Raw genomic sequence first — 18,681 nt, 5'->3', positions numbered from 1 at the left:
CCCGCGGGGCAGGCGGGACTTCTGAAGCACGCCCTACAGCTCCTTGACGCGGATGTTGCGGTAGGAGATCACATCGGTCGTGCCGTGGACCTGGAGCCCGATATAGCCGGAGGCGTACCGCCGTCCGTCCGTGCCCGGGTCGTCCGCCCGCGGCGGGACGAACTCCTGGCCGCCGGCATTGTCGAACTCATTGATCAGCACGCCGTTGCGGTAGACCGAGTAGTGCTGGCCGACCACCCGGATCTCGTAGTCGTTCCAGGTGCCCTTCGGCGTCACACCCGCGCCGCCGAGGCCCACCCGGTCGAAGCCGTAGACCGAGCCGGTCTTGTACATGTCGCCGTCCGGCCGGTCCAGAACCTGCACCTCGTGGCCGTACTTGATGGCGACCCACTCGGGACGCGGCTCCTCCGGATTGTCGTGGACGTACGGGAAGCGCACGAAGACACCGCTGTTGGCGTTGCCGGTGCCCGGCGCGTCGTCGCGCCACTGGAGCTTCAGCGAGAAGTCCCCGTACTGCCGCTGCGGGAACCACAGCATGCCCAGGCCGCCTCTGGTGGTGCCGCTGGTCATCGACCCGTCGGGGTTGAGCCCGAACGAACCGCCGCCCACGTGCTGCCACTTGCCGAACGAGGCCTGTGTGCCGTCGAACAGATCGCGGTATCCGGTGTTCTGGCCAGGCTTTCCGATTCCGGACTGCTTGGCCGCCCGGTAGATCTTCGTGTGCTCGCGCTGGTCGATCACACCGTCGGCGAGCAGCTGGTCGAGGACCTTGTCGACGTGCTTGAGGAACAGCGCGTGCGAGGACCAGTCCTTCTCGTCCTCGATCAGCTCGTTGATGGTGCAGCGGCTGCGGGTGACGCGGTTGGGCACACCCGTGTCGACCGTGCCCACGATCACCGTCAACCGCTCGTCGAACTCTGGGCAGTTGGGCGCCGGGACGCCGCCGCCCTCGGCGATCGTGAACGTCACCTTCTGCGCGGCCGAGGTGTTGCCCGCCTTGTCGGTGGCCCGGTGCAGGAGGGTGTGGAAGCCGACCCGGTCGACGATGACGGGCGTGGAGTACGCGAGATAGGGGCCGCCGTCGAGGGAGTACTCGACCCTGTCGACCCCGGATTCCGCGTCGCTCGCGGTGACGGTCACCTTGGCGCTCGTGATGTACGCGCCGTCGGAGTTCTGCCTGCCACTCGCCGCGGCCGAGGTCTGTGGCGGATTCTTGTCCTCGGCGGGCGGTGTGACGACGGTGAAGTCCACGGACTTCTCCGGGGCCGCATTGCCCGCCTTGTCGGTCGCCTTGTAGCGGACCTTGTGCGTGCCCGCCTCGTGCACCATCACCGGGGCGGTGTACGGCTTCCAGGCCCCGCTCGCGCCGATCGCGTACTCGATGGTGTTGACGCCGGAACCGGTGTCGGACGCGGTCACGGTGACCGTGGCCATGCCCAGATACTGGCCCTGCTCGTTCTTCTCGCCGCTGACCGTCGCCGAAGTCTCGGGCGGGGTCTTGTCGTCGGTCGGCGGGGCGACGACAGCGAAGTCGACCGCCTTCTCGGCGGCGACGTTGCCGGCCTTGTCACGGGCCCGGTAGCGGATCTTGTGCGTGCCGACCTCGTTCACCACCACCGGCGCGGTGTACGGCTGCCAGGGGCCGTCGGCCCCGACCGCGTACTCGGTCCTGTCCACACCCGAACCCGCGTCGGTCGCCGAGACGGTCACGGTGGCCTGGCCGACGTACGCGCCGTCGGCGTTCTTGTCGCCGTCGACCTTCGCGGACGTCTCCGGCGGCGCGGTGTCCTCGCCGCCGCCCTCGGTGACGGTCAGGATGCCCTGCATCGCGCCATGGCCGGGGATGGTGCAGTGGAAGCGGTACCGGCCGGGGGTGAGGGTGACCTCGGCGGTGTGCTTGCCGCCCTGGTCGTCATTGGGGTTGGCGAGGATGTTCAGCGGTACGTCGTTGTTGTACTCGGGATCGGAGACGTCGAAGGTCAGCGTGTGCGGCATTCCCATGGTGTTGCCGGTCGCCGCGCTGTTCTCGAAGACGATGGTCGCCCTGCCCGCCATCGCAGTGGCCGGAAACGACGCGTACTTCTCGATCGAGTCGCCGGCCGTCCAGGTGAGGACCTGGTCGGCGGCCACGTTGTCGCTCTGCCCGTAGGCGACCGCCGACATCAGGCCGAAGACCATCGTCAGCGCGGCCACCACGGCCGTCCAGAAACTCGTCGCTCTGTGTTTCACGGGTCTCACTGCGCCGCCTTCCGTGCCAGCTTGTCGGCGGACGGTGTCGGCTCGCCGCCCTTGTACGTGACGTGCCACAGCGCCGACTTGGAGTCGGAGGTGAAGAATCCGCGGCCGTAGTCCAGGACATAGAGCGAGCCGTCGGGGGCGAACTTCCAGTCCATGAGATTGCGGATGCCGTCCGTCCCGACCGGGATGATCTTCTTCAGGGATTCGGCGTGCACCGGAATCCCGCCCTTGCCGACGGTCTTGGGGTCGGTGAGGACCGCGTGCCGCGGCTGGTCGCCGTCGTAGAAGTCGCCGACGAACCACTTCCCGTCCCAGTACGAGGGCCACTTGTCCTTGCTGGTGCTCGCCGCGTCGTAGCGGTAGACCGGGCCGTTCATGGTCGCCTGGCCGCCGCCCTTGAGCCACGGCATGAGGATCTTCTGCTCCTCCGTCTTGTAGCTGGGGATGCCATTGCCGTCCCGCGGATAGTCCACGCCACCGCCCTGCGGCGAGTACCAGATGGTGTTGGAGGTGACCGGCGGCAGATTCACCAGGCCGTCGTTGTTCGGGGATTCGTTCTTCGGGGCGTCGCAGTTGTACCAGCCGAGCGGCCGGCTCGGATCGGGCAGATTGCGGTCCCGGTAGGGCTGCTTGTTGCCCATGCAGTACGGCCAGCCGTGGTTGCCCGCCTTGGTGATGGCGGAGAAGGTGTCGTACTTGGCCGGGCCCCAGGTCGTGCTCGGTGCGCCCGCGTCCGGACCGACCCAGCCCGCGTACAGAATGTCGGTCGACTTGTCGACGAAGATACGTGCCGGGTTGCGCACGCCCATCACATAGATCTCGCCGCGGGTCTTGCCGCCGCCCTCGTCCTGCTCCGTGCCCGTGAAGAGGTTCCCTGCCGGGAGCGTGTACGTCCCGTCGTCCTCGGGGTGGATCCGCAGGATCTTGCCGTTGAGGTTGTTGGTGTTGCCCGCGGTGCGGCGCGCGTCCGCGAAGGACACGTCCTTGAAGTTGGGCTGCGGGTTGTTGCCGGAGTAACCGCCGCTGAAACCGGAGGAGTTGTTGTCACCGGTGGCAATGTAGAGATTCTCCTTCGAGTCCCACGCCATACCGCCGCCCGCGTGACAGCAACTGTGGATCTGCACGGGCCACTTGAGCAGTACCTTCTCGGAGGCGAGATCCAGCTTGTCGGCAGCCAGGTCGAGCGTGAAGCGCGAGACGCGGCGCTCGGCCATGTGCGTGTCGCGGTTGATCTGCGCATGCGGCGTGTAGTGCAGATACACCCAGCCGTTGGTCATGAAGCCGGGGTCCAGCTCGATACCGAGCAGCCCCTCCTCGACCTTGATCAGCTCATCGCCGCCGCCCTTGTTGCCGAAGACGGTGAGCGCCCCGGCGAGGGTGACCTTCCTGGTCTTGGGGTCGTAGACATGGATCTCGCCCTGGCCCTTGCCGATGTCGGGGTTGTTCCAGTCGGTGACCACGGGCTTGCTGGAGTCGGCGCCGCCGCGGCCGATGTAGAGCACCCGCCCGTCGGGGGCGGTGACCAGGCCGTGCGGCTCGCCGATCCGGTCGTTCTGGCCGGGCTGGTTGGGCCGGGTGACGCGCTCGGCGGTGTAGTTGGCGTTGATGGTGGCCTTGCAGTCGGCGCGCGAGAGGCGGGTGGTCCAGGCGAGGGCACCGCGCAGATGGTCGCGGAAGTCGGTCTCGGCGAAGCTGTCGACCGTACCGCCCATGCCGGTGTAGAAGGAGCGGCCGCCGTCGTAGTCACGGCACCAGGAGACGGGGTGGTCCCAGCCGTTGGCGCCGGCGGCGGGCTTGTACGAACTCTCCTTGACGCGGGCCACGGTGTGCACGCTGCCGGACGGGTTCACCGCCCAGTTGAACCAGGCGTCGGGCCGCTTCCACTGCAGCGGAAGCGACGCGGTGGCCGGATGCCGGCGGTCGCCGACCTCGACGACCGCGCGTTGCACCGGGCTCGGGGCGGCGGCCGGCCGGGCGCCGATCAGCCCGGTGAACCAGTCGGAGTACGGCTCGGTGCGCGCCGCGTCATGAATGCCGACGAAGCCTCCGCCGGCCTCCAGATACGACTCGAGTCCGGCCTCCTGCTCCGGGTCGAGCACATCGCCACCGCCGGTCAGAAAGACGACCGCGTTGTACCTGCCGAGCCTGGTGGCATTGGTGAAGACGGAGGCGTCGTCCGTGGCCTCGGTCGTGAACCGGCCCGCGGCGGGCCCGGTCCGGCCGATGGTCTCGATCGCCGCGATGCCCGCGTCGACGGTCGGCGACTCGGCGGTGGCCGAGGCGTGGAAGACGAGGACTTTCACCTTCTGGCCGCCCGGGGGCGAGGGTAAGGACAACGTTGTCGACGGCGGTTCCGGATAGGTCCTGGCCGAGGCGACATCGCCGCCGCCGAGCAGGGACACGGTCAGTGCGCCGACCCCAAGGGCCGCCGCCAGACTGCCTCTTCGGGATCTCGACCGGTGATGTGGTGTGCGCTGCATGTGGTCACCCACCCCTCTGTGGTCACAACAACAGCCTTGGAAACTAGACCCCTTTTCGTGGTTCGCCAATAGGAAAGACCGCAATGGCACGAACTTTGTCCTGGGCGTGGATAAACGAAGATCATCGGGTTACCGTGGCGCCGTCCCCGGGGTCACCTGCGCCATATTCGTGCCCCGTCAATCTCCGTACAGGACTGGAGAGTTCGGCATGGACAGACGGAGCTTCAACCGGCGGCTGCTGGCGGGGAGCGCGGTGGCGGCGACGGGCGTGACATCGTTATCGCTGGCCTCCGCCCAGAGCGCGACGAGCGCGCCGTCGGCGGCGGACGCACCGAGGACCGCCCCGGCGGGCGGCCAGATACGCCATCTCAAGCTGTATGCCGAGAAGTTGACGGACGGCCAGATGGGCTACGGCCTGGAGAAGGGGAAGGCGTCGATCCCCGGGCCGCTCATCGAGCTGATCGAGGGTGACACGCTGCACATCGAGTTCGAGAACACCATGGACGTTCCGGTCAGCCTGCACGCTCACGGCGTGGACTACGACATCGCCAACGACGGCACCCGGATGAGCAAGAGTCATGTCGAGCCGGGAGCCACGCGCACGTACACCTGGCGCACGCACGCCCCGGGCAGGCGCGCCGACGGCACCTGGCGCCCCGGCAGCGCCGGCTACTGGCACTACCACGACCATGTGGTCGGCACGGACCACGGCACCGGCGGCATCCGCAAGGGTCTCTACGGTCCGGTGGTGGTCCGCAGGAAGGGCGACATCCTCCCGGACATGCAGTTCACGATCGTCTTCAACGACATGACGATCAACAACAAGCCGGCGAGCGCGAGCCCCAACTTCCGGGCCACGGTGGGCGATCGCGTCGAGATCATCATGATCACGCACGGCGAGTACTACCACACCTTCCATATGCACGGCCATCGCTGGGCGGACAACAGGACCGGTCTGCTGGAGGGTCCGGAGGATGTCAGCCGCGTCATCGACAACAAGATCACGGGCCCGGCGGACTCCTTCGGCTTCCAGGTCGTCGCGGGCGAAAGCGTGGGAGCGGGGGCGTGGATGTACCACTGCCACGTCCAGAGCCACTCCGACATGGGTATGGCCGGGCTGTTCCTGGTGGCAAAGCCGGACGGGACGATTCCGGGGTACGAGCCGCACCACCCGGTGGGCGCCGGGCGGGAAGCCGACTCGGACACGAAGACCGGCGGGCACGGCCACTAGTACTGCGCCGTACGGGTGAACGCGGTCGTCGGTGCCTGGGCCGTACGGACCTTCCACGTTCGTCCTGAATGCGACGCCGCGCGGCGTCGCAAAGCCGGAGTTATGCTGCATCCAAGACGAACTGAACCGGGAAAGGCTGATACTCCAGCGACTGTGGCGGCCATCGTGAGAGCTTGGAAAATCTGGGCATTCAGCGTCGGCGTCGTGGCAGCCGGGAGGTTTGCACGACGGGTCGACCGTCCGCCGGGCGCCCCCGAGAGTGGCAGTGCGTCATGGCCGGGATGATCGAGGACTATGCCGTCGTCGGTGATCTGGAGACGGCAGCCCTCATCAGCCGCGACGGGGCGATCGACTGGTTGTGCGTGCCCCGTTTCGATTCTCCGGCCTGCTTCGCCGCGCTTCTCGGGGGCCCCGGCAACGGGTACTGGCGCATCGCGCCCGTCGGCCGGCGTCAGTGCAACCGCCGGGCGTACCGCGGCGACACCCTCGTGCTGGATTCCATCTGGGACTCGGTCGACGGCGCGGTGAGCGTCACCGACTTCATGCCTCCGCGTGCCGATCTGCCCCATGTCGTGCGCATCGTGGAAGGCCTCTCCGGGACCGTGGCCATGCGCGGAGAGCTGAGGCTCCGGTTCAACCACGGCCGTGTCGTTCCCTGGACGCGCACCCGCGGCACCTACGTCGTCTCGGTCGCCGGGCCCGACTCCGCATGGCTCAGCGCCGACCAACGGGTGGATGTGCGCGCCACCGACGACTGCACCTATTTCGACTTCACCGTCCGGGAAGGCGAGTCTCTCGCCTTCATGCTCAGCTGGTCACCCTCGCACATGCCGGTCCCGCCGCTCGTCGACCCGGCGACCGCGCTGCTGGAAACGCTCGATTTCTGGGAGCGCTGGACGGCGAAGTGCCGCTACCAGGGGCCCTGGCGGGACGCTGTGGTGCGCTCCTTGATCACGTTGAAGGCGCTGACCTACGCCCCCACCGGGGGTATCGTCGCCGCGGCCACCACCTCCCTGCCCGAGAGCATCGGCGGAGAGCGGAACTGGGACTACCGGTTCTGCTGGCTCCGCGATTCCACTCTCACCCTCTCCTGCCTGCTGCGCAGCGGTTTCCGGGATGAGGCCGTGTCCTGGAGGGACTGGCTGCTGCGCGCCATTGCGGGGGATCCGGCGGACCTGCAGACGCTCTACGGCGTGGGGGGCCAGCGCCGGCTGCCGGAAGAGTCGTCGGCCTTGTGGCTGCCCGGCTACGAGGGCTCGGAGCCGGTCCGCTTCGGGAACGCGGCCGTGGGGCAGTTCCAGCTCGACGTCTACGGCGAGGTGCTGGACGCCTTGTATCTGGCTCTGCGCTCCGGGGTTCCCATGGAACGCCATGTCTGGAGCCTCGTCCACGCGTTGATGAGCTACCTCGAAGAGCACTGGCGCGAGCCCGACGAGGGACTGTGGGAGGTACGCGGGCCACGGCGGCAGTTCGTCCACTCCAAGATCATGTGCTGGGTGGCCGCCGACCGCGCCCTGCGGATGTGGAAGCTGGCCGGGCGCACCGACCACGTCGAGCGATGGCGGGCCATGCGCAAAGAGGTCCACCGGCAGGTGTGCCGCGACGGCTGGAACGAGGAGAAAGGGTCCTTCGTGCAGTACTACGGGGCCCATGTGCTCGATGCCTCCGCGCTGCTCATCCCCAGACTCGGCTTCCTTCCGGTTCACGATTCCCGGGTGCTCGGCACTGTCGAGGCGGTAAGGGCGCTGGATCACCACGGTTTCCTGCGCCGCTACGCCAGCAACGACAACGCGGTGAACGACGTGGACGGGCTGCGTGGCTCGGAGGGTGCGTTCCTGGCCTGTTCGATGTGGCTGGCCGATGCGCTGGCCGTCACCGGGCGCCAGGACGAGGCCCGCGCGGTGTTCGAGAGGGTGCTCGATGTGCGTAACGATGTCGGGCTGCTCTCCGAGGAGTGGGATCCGGTGACTCGCCGCCAACTCGGCAACACACCACAGGCGTTCAGTCACATCGCGCTGGTCAACACGGCCTTCACCCTGCGGGAGACGGCACAGGGTCACCATCCGGCCGGAGAGTAGCCGGTGAGGGCCCAGGCGTCAGGGCCGCATTTGCAGTTCGAAGCGCTCGACGAACTCCGACAGCGTTTCGTTGAGCCGGTCGATGTCCTCATCGCTGTTCTTGGCGGTGACCTGGATGCGGACTCCCACCCGGTCGCGTTGGACGAGCGGATATGCCGCCAGGGTGACGTAGATCCCGCGGTCCCAGAGGAACTGGGCGGCCGCATCCAGGTCCGAACCGTCGGCGAGGGGAATCTCGATGACGGGCAGCCCGCTGGTGTTGGGTGTGAAGATGCCAAGGGCGTTGACATGGTCCAGGATGCGCATCGTCTTGCGGTGCAGATCGGCGCGGATGGCGTCGCCGCGCCGGTCGTTGACATCCAGGCCGGCGAGCGCACTGGCGAGCGAGGCCGTTGGCGAGGGGCCGGAGTAGAGATACGGTGCGGCGGCGACCTTGAGATGGTCCTTCAGCCATGTCGGAAGGGCCAGGAACGCCAGCAGCGACGAGTACGCCTTGGAGAATCCGCCGACCAGGATGATGTTGTCGTACGTCTCCCCCAGATGTCGGACGATGCTGTTGCCGCGGGAGCCGTACGGGGACGCCTCGTCGGCACGGCGTTCGCCGACGATCCCGAAACCGTACGCGTCGTCGATGTACAGCAATGCGTCCCGCGCCCGGCAGACGCCTGCCAGTTCTGCCAGGTTGGGCAGGTTCCCGGTCATGCCCTCGACCCCGTCCAGGCACACCAGCCGGGAGGAATCGACCGGCGCGGCGCGCAGCAGAGCATCGAGTTCGTCCGGCCGGTCGGCGTGGAACCGCTGCACCGTGGCGCCCTGTCCCCGGGCGACCAGGCATCCGTCGTAGACCGTGCGGTGTGCGCGTGCCTCGATGAAGATGTGGCCCTCGCCGCCGATCACCGGGATCACGGAGGCGTGGATGAGGGTGATGGTCGGGAGCAGCAACGTGTCCGGCGCGTCGAGCAGTTCGGTGAGCCGCTCCTCGATCTCCGGGTAGAGGCTGGGACTGCCGCTCAGCCGCGACCAGCTCGGGTGGGTGCCCCAGCGGTGAATCTGCGGCTCGATCGCGTCCATGATCTCGGGGTCGAGGTCGAAGCCCAGAAAGTTGCATGACGCGAAGTCGATGAGCCAGTGGTCACCGCAGCGTAGGTGCCGGCCGCGGACCTCGTCGACGACCGCATCGCACATCGGGCTGGAACGCCGCAGGTGTTCGAGATCTCCCCAGCGTGGGTCGCGTCGCACGTCGCTGGGTGTCAGTGTCCTGCGGACGGGATCCTCGTCCGCCGCGCCTCCACCACCGGTCGATGACCGCGGGCCCACGTCGGCGGTGCTCTGGCGAATGCGGGCCGTCCGACGCGATGCCGTGCTGCTGATCAGCCGTGGGGCTTGGTGTTCGCCGGCGCTTCTCAGGAGTTGTTCGCCCTGGTCCGCTGTCATCGGGCGGGCGAACAGATAGCCCTGCCCGAACCGGCAGCCCATGGCTGCCAACCGGTCTCGCTGCTCCACCTCTTCGATACCTTCGGCTATGACCTGAAGGCCGAGGGTGTCGGCAATGCGCACAATGCCTTCGACCAGAGCGACTTGCTGTTCGTCGACGCTGATGTCGTCGATGAAGGACTTGTCGACTTTGAGCACGTCGATCGGGAATTCACGGAGATAACTGAGCGACGAGAAGCCGGTGCCGAAGTCGTCGATCGCCATCCCCACGCCGAGTTCCTTCAGCGTCCTCATCACCGAACGTATCTGATCGTCGCGATTCATGAGGACGGTCTCCGTCAACTCCAGCACCAGCGAACCGCTCGCCAGGCCGGACGTGTCGAGGACGCGGCGCACCTGATCGAGGAACCCGGGGTCGCGGAACTGGCGGGCGGAAACGTTGACGTTGATGTTCAGGGGCTCCGGCCGTGGCACCGCCTGCTGCCAGTGGGCCACGTGGGCGGCGGCGTGTTCGAGCACCCAGGCACCGAGCGGCATGATGTGCCCGGTCTCCTCGGCGAGCGCGATGAACTGGTCGGGAGGTACGAGGCCGCGTCTGTCCTGCGGCCAGCGGATCAGCGCTTCGAAGCCGGCGACCTCGCCGGTGGCGATCTCCACAATGGGCTGATAGCGGACATGGAACGCCTCGGCGGCGATGGCGCTTTCGAGGCTCGCCTGGAGTTCGTGCCGCTCCAGCATTCCGGTGTGCAACTGCGCCTGGTAGCTGCGCCATTGCCGCTTCCCGGCCGTTTTCGCCGCGTACAGGGCCAAGTCGGCGTGTTCGAGCAGTTCTTCCGCGTTGGCGCTGTCCTGCGCGGAAGCTATGCCCACGCTGGCCGAGAGGCTGACCATTCCGCTCGAGAGCCGGAACGGCTGGGTGAGACTCTGGATTATCTGTTCGGCGAGAACTTCCGCGGCTGCCGGTTCCTTCGCACCCTCCATGAGCACCGCGAACTCGTCGCCCCCAAGACGCGCTGCCGTGTCACTGACCCGCAGTGATCCGGTCAACCGCCGTGCCACGGCGATGAGGAGTTCGTCCCCGACCGAGTGGCCCCTCGTGTCGTTGACCACCTTGAAGTCGTCGAGGTCCACGAACAGTACGCAGGTGAGGGTGGAAGCCCGGCGTCCGCGCAGCAGTGCGCGCTCGATCCGCTCCAGCAGGAGCACACGGTTGGGGAGGCCGGTGAGCGCGTCGTGGAAGGCGCGGTAGGTGAGTTCCTGCTCCAGTTTGCGCTGCTCGGTCACGTCACGCAGTGTGAGGACCAGTCCGTGGACGGTCTGGTCGTGCCGCAGGTTGCTGCATCGGACCTCCACATCGATGCGTCCGCCGCCCTGCTGCAGGACCTGCCAGTCGTCGCGGCTGTCCAGGTCGTCCTCGGTGCGCATCCGCGCCAGGGACTCCATCGCCCGCTCGCTGTCCTGGTCCGCCACGAGTTCGCTGAGTGCCGCCCCATACAGGGGGGACCGGCCGAACATCCCCTCGGCGGACGGGCTCGCGTACTTGATGGTGTTGTCGTCGTCGAGGATCAGGATCACGTCCGTGGTGTTGTGCACGAGGGTGCGGAAGTACGCCTCGCTGTTACGGCGGTTGACCTCCTGGCCGAGCGCGACGCGTTCCACCGCCAGCGCGACCTGCGAGGCCAGGGTCTCGAACGACCCCCACAATTCCGCCAGGCTCTGCTCCGGCCCCGCCACGACCAGAGCGCCGACCAGCGCGTCACCGGTCGGACGGTCGGGGAAGGACAGCGGACACAGCAGGGCGTTCGGCAGGTCCCCCAACTCGGAGGCTGCGGACTTCCCGAGGTCCTCGACCTTCACGACCTGCGTCTCACGGGCGATGAACGCGGGCAGCCACGCGTCGGCCGTCTCGTCGGTCCAGTCGAGCCGCCAGTCCCAGACGTGCGACGTCGTGCGCACGCTGTTGAGCCTGGACTCGCCGGTGTCGGTGGTCAGCAGGACGGCCTCGTGGGGCGTCCGCGCTCCGAAGAGCAGATCCGCCGCCCCCTGAACCGAATTCGCGATCTCCTTCACGCTGGCCGCCGCCACCAGCGACGCGGCCGCCTCCCGAAGGCCCCGTTCGCGGCTCATGGCCTTCAAGTGGACTGGAACCAGGCCGGAAAGACGGGCCAGTACGAGCAGGAAGAGAACGGCCGAGAACACGGCGATGACAGCCCCGTCGTTCACAGAGCCGCCCAGGGCTTCGTACAGGAGCATCGTGGGAGCGACCAGCGCGGCCAGGGCGAGGATGACGAGCCGCCGGACGCGGATGACGGGCTGCCGCTCGGGCATTCGTGCCGTCAGTTCCACCATGGAGGGATGCAGCGCCGCCAGACCCCAGGCGGTGAAGAAGACCACCCAGCCCAGATCCATCGGGGTGCCGACCTGCCAGGTTCCATTGAGCTGGAGACGTCCGTAGAGAACGTCGGAGGCGAGGATGCCGAGCGTGCCCACGGTGAGGAGCTGGAGCGCAGGGCTGCGCACATAGCCGGGAACGAGCAGCCGCGCGAGCATCGCCAGCATGAGTACGTCACCGAGCGGGTAGGCGATCGAAATCGCTCGCTGAATCCAGGTCATGTCGGCGGCCTGGGCATAAGGCGTGATCAGGTAGACCCAGGAAAGCAGCGCTAGGCCGGACACCAGGATCAACGCGTCCAGCAGATTCGCGAGTTCCCGCCCCGTCGCGCGATACCGGATGAATCCGAACAGCCCGATGGCGAACAGCGGATACGTCGCCAGATAGAAGACGTCGGCCAGCGAGGGAAATGGATTCTGCTGGTTGAAGACGGTGTTGAGGATGTTGTACGTGGTGTCGCCGGCGGTGAAGGTGAAGTTGGCGGCGGCAAGCACCAGCCACGGCCAGCGGTGCGCCGGGCGGTTGAGCCGGATGCCCAGGAGAATGGCGCAAACGCCGAGGAGGCCGATAGCTGCCCAGGTGACGTCGTGGCTGCTCGGCATCGTCAGGTACACGACAGTGAGCGGGATCACGAGTACGAAATAGCCGGCCATCAGGCGCTGGAACCGGGTCAATGCGAACCGCCTCCTACCACCATCGGACACCCGGTACAGCACCGTTGTCTGCTGGGCAACGTCGGCCTGTTCGTTGGCTTTTTCGATGGTATGTCGGCTTTGGATGGGCGGCGACCGGAGGTCCGGAGCTGCCCCGGGTCAGGCGTTGAGGCCTTTCTCCGCCGGTCGGCCTCCGTGGGGGTGTTTTGCCGGTTCTCGGCAGGGCGGTAATTCTTCATCTTCGGCATAAATGGGACGTTTCCATCCCATCGCGTTCGTCCCATTTGAGTGAAATGTAATTCACTATGGCGGACATCACATAAAAGGCGCCGAGTCTCGCCAACTCGGCTTTGTGCCACAAGTCCTGAGGGTCAGTGACCTCGGTGATACGGGTGACAGGACAACGAAGGCGGTTGCGTGCCCGATTCGGCTCGCGCAGAGTCCAAGCCTTCAGCCCGCTTTTGCCCCGCGCAATGGCAGGCCTATTGCCTGATGTGGGGGGCGAAAGGTCATCCATTCATGCCCAGAAATTCCAGACACCGCCGCAAGCTGACCACCCGGACGAAGATTTCCGCCCTCGTGCTTTCCTTCGCGACCCTTGCCATGGGCAGCGCCGCATGGGCGGGCGACTCGCAGCCGTCGACCGGGGTGGTCCTCGACTCGCTGTCCCTCTCGACGGCATCGAATGGCTCGATGACGGCGACCGCGAAGGTCCATTCCGATCGCACGATCCGGGTGCAGGCCCTGACTGTCGCCGTACGGTCGGCGAACGGCTCCCACTTCGACTTCCCCGGGGCGACCGCGCCGACACTGGGCGCCTGGCAGACGACGTTCACCTCCGGCAGCCGCACATTCCCCGCCGGCACGTACAAGGCCTTCGCCGCGTACAAGTACAACAACACCTGGCACAACCTCTCGCCGGTGAAGACGTTCACTTCCGGCTCCACAGTTACGCCGACGCCCAGCCCGACGGCTTCCGCCTCCGCATCACCCAGCCCGAGCTCCAGTCCCAGCCCGAGCTCCACCCCGACCGCGTCGGCCTCGCCGACCCCGTCCCCCAGCCAGACCACGTCGACGAGCGGCGCCGCGCCACTGGGCATCGCGGGCAGCTGGCGTCAGGTCTTCGGGGATGAATTCAACGGCACAAGCCTCGACGGTTCGAAGTGGAACCCCAACTGGCTGGGCTGCCCCACCTGCACCACGAAGCCGGTCAACTCCGCCGAGCTGGGTGCCTACGCCCCGTCCCAGGTGAGCGTCAGCGGAGGCTCCCTGCACCTCAAGGCCGAGAAGCAGCAGACCACCGCAAGCGACGGCAAGACCTACGCCTACCGCTCCGGCCTGGTCGAGAGCAACGGCAAGGCGCAGTTCACCTATGGCGCTTTCGAGGCCAGGATCTACACCCCCGCGGCGTCCCCTGGGGTGATCGCCAACTGGCCCGCCTTCTGGACGGACGGGCAGAACTGGCCGGAAGACGGCGAAATGGACGTCATGGAGGGCCTCGGCGGCGGCAAGGCCTGCTACCACTTCCACTCCCCGTCGGGCGGTCCTGGCGGCTGCGCCCCCGGTGACTTCACCGGATGGCACACCTACGGAGCCGAGTGGAAGCCCGGAGTCGTCACGTACTACTACGACGGCAAGCAGGTGGGCCAGATCACGACCGGTATCACCTCGTCGCCGATGTACCTGATCCTGAACAACGGCGTCAGCACCGAGCACGGCGGTCCGATCGCGACCCCGGCCGACATGATGACCGACTACGTGAGGGTCTGGCAGCACTGACCCGGAGACCCGACGTGCCCGGCCGTGTACCTCGCGGCCGGGCACGGCCGTTCCGGCGTCTCAGCGGTCGCCCGTGTGAGGGCACAGCCCTAGCATGAGACACGGAAGCATTGCCGCCTGTCACTCGTGGTGCACATCCCGGCAATCCCGGGCAGTCGCGCAAGCGCCCCGGGAGGAGTGGTCGAGGTCCTGATGAGCTTCACAGGTACTGAATCCCCGCCCCGGCAGTTGTCTTCGTCACTGTCCGCAGGACAGGCGCCGTCGCCGTGAGCGGTACGGTCCCGTGGCCGACGGTGCCGGACCTGCATGCGAATGTGCGGGAACTGCACAGCCGCCTGCAGGCAGCCGCGGACCGGGGCGACATGCTGGATGCCTTTCTGTGTGCTGCGGGCATCGTTCAGGTGGGTCAGGACTACCTGCACGGGACCAATTGGCTGCCAAGCCGGATGGTGCGGCAGCTGGGCGCGCGCGGGACTGGCGCGACCGCACTGCGCCGGGCCGTGGGCGGTCTGCTCTCGGTCGCCGCAACGTCGCCCGCGGCCCGTGACCTGAGAGCGTGGCTGACATCTGTCGAGGATCTCGCCGATGCGCTCGCAGACGCTGTGATCGCCGAGCTGGTGCCTGCCTCCGGCGATCGTTCCGCCGAATGCGTTACGCGGGCGGAACACCTGCTGCGCCGCCACCCGGCCGGCGTGCCCAGGCGCATCGCCGCGCTCCTGGAGGACAGCCTGCTGCGGCCTCCTTCCTCCTTCCGCAGCTTCGACCAGCACCCGCGCGATGTCGTAGAACTCGTCGCCCGTTTCGCGAAGAGGTATCCCGATCGGGGCCGTCAGCTCGTGGTTCTCGGTCTGCGCACATCGGGCAACTACCTTGCTCCGCTGACCGGAGCGGCCCTGCGCGACGCGGGATACCGGCATGTACGGGTCCAGACCGTCCGGCCGGGGGAACCACCGCTGCGCAGCGACGGGGAGTTTCTCCGCTCCCTCAGACGCAGCCGGGGCCTGGCCCTGCTGTGCGACGACCCTCCGACAACCGGCGGCAGTCTGGCGGCCGTCGCCGGGCAGCTCGCCCGGGCGGGGATTCCCGCCGAACACATCGTGATGGTGCTCGCCGCATTCGGCGAGGGTTCGCTTCCGGACCTGATTGCCGGTCACCCCAGTGTCGTGCTTCCCGGCGCGGACTGGTACGTGCGCACCCGTATGGGCGAGGAGGCGATGCGGCGCACCCTGGAGCATGTGCTGCCCGACCATGAGGTGATCGAGCTGTCGGTGGGCCGGCCGGGCCTTCCGTCCCGTTGGTCGCGGGTGGCGGTGCCTCTCAGCGCACGTGTCCGCACCGGTTCCGGTGAGAAGCGCCTGGAGATGGTCGCGGAAGCGGCGGGGACCGGCTACTTCGGCCAGTACGCCGTCGCGGTCGCCGGCCAACTGGGCAGCCTGGTACCCCGCGTCTACGGGTTCCACGACGGGGTGCTGTTGCGCGAACGCCACGATGCGGAATCGGGGGAGGTGGAGGCTGCCGGGGAGGCCGCTCACGTGCCCCCGCACGCCGTCGTCCAATACGTCACGCAACGTCGACAGCGACTGGCCGTGGCGGCCGACCGCAGCTCGTTCCTCAAGGGGCGTCAGCCCGTGTGGGAGGTCGGAGCCCGGGTCTTCGCCGATAGGTGCGGACTGCTGGCAGCCCCGCTGCGCCCGCTGCTGATCGATCCCCTGCTGCGGGCTCTGCTCCGCTCGCCGTCGCCGTGCCTCGTGGACGGCCGGACCTCTTACGGGCAGTGGCGGGAAGGTGCCGAGGGATGGGTCAAGGTCGACTTCCACGAAGGACTCTTCAGCCACCTCGACCTGGCCGCCTACGACGCGGCGTACGACCTGGCCGGGGCTGTGTTCCCGCTGCGCGGCGAGGAGGACCGGCTGCTGACCCGCTTCGAGAAGCTGACCGGGACCCCCGTCCCACCCTCTCAGTGGTGCCTGTACAAGGTGGCGCACGGCTGGAACGCCGAGAGGCTCGCACACTCGGGTGTTGACGTAGGCATGACCGAGGCCGATGCACGGAGCGCCCAGTCCCGGGCTGTGCAGCAGTACCTGGCAGGTCTCTTCCTCCAGGATGTGGATGCCGTGGCGGACGGGCCGTGGTGCGTTCTGGACGTGGACGGTGTGCTGGAGACGAGCCTGTCGGGTTTCCCGGTCTCCACACCCGCCGGGATGCTCGCCCTCCGTGCGCTTCGCGCCCATGGGTACCGGGTGCTGCTCGCCACCGGACGCTCCCTCCCCGAGGTGAGGGACCGGTGCCGGGCCTACGGCCTGTCCGGAGGGGTCGCGGAGTACGGGGCCGTGGTGTACGACGCGGCATCCGACCGGTCGGTCGGGCTCGTGGCCGAACACGACGGCGCCTTGACGGCGCTGCTGTCCGCTGTGCCGTCCGTGAGTATGGACCAGCAGTACCGGTGGGCCGTGCGGGCGTATCGCGGGAAGGGTGCCGGTCGTAGGGCCGTGGACATGACCACCGTCCGTCGTCTCATGGCACAGCTGCGAGGCGCCGATCGGTTTTCGGTGGTTCAAGGGGACATGCAGACCGATTTCGTGCCGGTGGGCATCGACAAGGCCACCGGTCTGCGCGCTCTGCTGGATCTGCTCGGCGCCCCCGGAGCGCGGCCCGTGCTGGCTGTGGGCGACAGCTTCACCGATATCCCGATGCTGCGATCGGCGGAAACCGGGTGTGCACCGCGCAACGCGGACCGGGCTGTGCGCGCTGCGGGGTTTCCTGTTCTGCGACGGCCCTGCCAGGCCGGGCTCGCCGAGGCCGTCGGGCGGTTGCTGGGCCATCGGCCGGGTCACTGTCCGGCCTGCCGGGCGCCGTGCCTGGCTCCCGAGGACAGAGCCCTGACGGCCCTGCTCGCGGTACCGGAGGCCGGCCGGGCCGGCATGCCTGCCCGGCTGGCCACGCTCGCTCTGGCGAGCGCAGGCCTGGACGGGTCCCTCATGGCGAACCGCTGGTCAGCCGGAGACGGGCAGAGGACGTGAACGGCCACCGCCGCCAACGCGAGGTTCCGCCGTTCGGGTTCGCGGGCTGCATTGCTCGCCTCCGCGTGCCGGGTGTCGCCACCGCACCGGCACAGGCGTCGCGTTGCGTGGCTGCGCAAGTGTTCGGACAATGGATCGTGGCAGCAGGAGACTTGAGCCGACGCTCCGAGTTCTCCTGCTTCGTTCGCCGGAAGACTGGGCCGTGGTGCCCATCCGCCGGGGTGGGGTCGTGAGGAGACCATTCGTGAGCCATCACCAGGCACCCGAACATGAGCCTCAGGAGTGGGACGTCCACACCGGTGACGGCGTGATACGGGCCGTGAGCCCGGTTCCACAGGAGACCTGGGCGCAGGTGCTCGCCGCCGACCCGGCAGCCACGGCATTCCACATGCCGCAATGGCTGGACTGCATCTGCCGCGTCGGTGGCTGGCAGGACGCGAGCCGGCTCTACCGGACCGGCGAAGGCCGGGAGCTCGTCCTGCCGATGGTTCGCCGGCCGGGGTGGTTCCGCGCACTCTCGTTGCAGTCCTCCTTCCCTCCGGGGTGGGGAACGGGCGGCATTCTGGCGCCCGGAGGAGTCCGCCCCCACGAAGTCGACATGATCCTCGCCGACCTGGTGTCGGACGGAGCACTGCGCACCAGCGTCCGCCCTGCCTTCACCGCCGCGCCCGCGTGGCCCGACCAGGCACCGGGGGTCGTCCACATCCCCCGGAAGGTCCATGTACTGGATCTTGAGGGCGGCATGGACGTCCTGTGGACGCAGCGATGGTCCAGGAACACGCGAAGTCGCCTGCGCTCGGCAGAACGCAGGGCCGAGCAGGCCGGCTTGGTCATCGAAAGCGGCCACTCGCCCAAACTGGTTGCCGACTTCTACGGCCTCTACCTGCGCTGGCTCGACCGGCGGGCACGGGAGAGGCACCTGCCCCCGGCTGTCATCCGGGAGCACGGCAAGCGTGCGGAGCCGCTCGCCAAATTCCATGCGGTTGCCGCTTCCCTCCCGGGCACCTGCCGCATCCTGGTCGCCGCCCTCGACGGTGAACCGGTGGCCGCCACGATCGTTTTGCTGCACGGATCGAGTTGCATCTACTGGCGCGGCTTCAGCGACAAGCAGACGGCCGGTCCGCTGCGCGTGAACCAGCTCCTTCAGCTCCGCTCGGTCGAGCAAGCCTGTGATGTCGGCTGCCGCTACTACGAGATGGGCGAATCGGGCGGGGTCGCTTCATTGGAGCGGTTCAAGGCCAACCTCGGTGCCCGCGAAAGACCCCTCGCCGAGTACCGGCTCGAGCGCCTGCCGCTCACTCGGCTCCAGGATCAGCTGCAGCGGATCCGCGGGGCTGTCGAGTCCCGTCTCACTACCGGACGGAGCTGAGCGCGCC

Annotated in this window: 8 protein-coding genes; 5 read left to right on the top strand and 3 right to left on the bottom strand. The window is 68.0% G+C overall.

The annotated features are described in order from the left end of the window. Nucleotides 1–33: 33 nt before the first annotated feature. The gene (locus OG905_RS06985; RefSeq protein ID WP_328682086.1) at nt 34–2,178 is read right to left on the bottom strand and encodes an OmpL47-type beta-barrel domain-containing protein; all 2,145 of its coding nucleotides are present in this window, start codon (nt 2,176–2,178) and stop codon (nt 34–36) included. Nucleotides 2,179–2,234: 56 nt separating this feature from the next. After that, nucleotides 2,235–4,718 carry a ThuA domain-containing protein gene (locus OG905_RS06980; protein WP_328666750.1) on the bottom strand — a complete coding sequence of 828 codons (2,484 nt, stop codon included), beginning with the start codon at nt 4,716–4,718 and terminating at the stop codon, nt 2,235–2,237. A 208-nt stretch (nt 4,719–4,926) separates the two neighbouring features. Between OG905_RS06980 and OG905_RS06975 the strand changes: the two genes are divergently transcribed. Next, complete coding sequence (locus OG905_RS06975) at nt 4,927–5,949, top strand: multicopper oxidase domain-containing protein (RefSeq protein WP_328666748.1); 1,023 nt, start codon at nt 4,927–4,929, stop codon at nt 5,947–5,949. A 272-nt stretch (nt 5,950–6,221) separates the two neighbouring features. After that, nucleotides 6,222–8,027: a glycoside hydrolase family 15 protein gene (locus OG905_RS06970; RefSeq protein WP_328666746.1), complete on the top strand. Its 1,806-nt coding sequence runs from the start codon at nt 6,222–6,224 to the stop codon at nt 8,025–8,027. Nucleotides 8,028–8,045: 18 nt separating this feature from the next. Here OG905_RS06970 and OG905_RS06965 read toward each other — a convergent pair whose 3' ends face one another. Continuing rightward, complete coding sequence (locus OG905_RS06965; RefSeq protein ID WP_443044061.1) at nt 8,046–12,506, bottom strand: aminotransferase class I/II-fold pyridoxal phosphate-dependent enzyme; 4,461 nt, start codon at nt 12,504–12,506, stop codon at nt 8,046–8,048. Nucleotides 12,507–13,025: 519 nt separating this feature from the next. Here OG905_RS06965 and OG905_RS06960 point away from each other — a divergent pair. The 3 genes from OG905_RS06960 to OG905_RS06950 all read left to right on the top strand — a co-directional run bounded on the left by OG905_RS06960 (nt 13,026) and on the right by OG905_RS06950 (nt 18,674). Then, a complete protein-coding gene (locus tag OG905_RS06960) occupies nt 13,026–14,285 on the top strand; it encodes a glycoside hydrolase family 16 protein (protein ID WP_328666741.1) in 1,260 nt (419 codons plus the stop codon). A 266-nt stretch (nt 14,286–14,551) separates the two neighbouring features. Then, complete coding sequence (locus OG905_RS06955; protein WP_328666739.1) at nt 14,552–17,305, top strand: HAD family hydrolase; 2,754 nt, start codon at nt 14,552–14,554, stop codon at nt 17,303–17,305. 244 nt (nt 17,306–17,549) lie between these two features. Beyond that, nucleotides 17,550–18,674, top strand: coding sequence for a GNAT family N-acetyltransferase (locus tag OG905_RS06950; RefSeq protein ID WP_328666737.1), 1,125 nt, complete (start codon nt 17,550–17,552; stop codon nt 18,672–18,674). The last annotated feature ends 7 nt before the right edge of the window (nt 18,675–18,681 follow it).

Source organism: Streptomyces sp. NBC_00322, from assembly GCF_036147535.1.
Taxonomy (GTDB): Bacteria; Actinomycetota; Actinomycetes; order Streptomycetales; family Streptomycetaceae; genus Streptomyces.
This window is presented reverse-complemented; position numbering and strand designations above follow the sequence as displayed.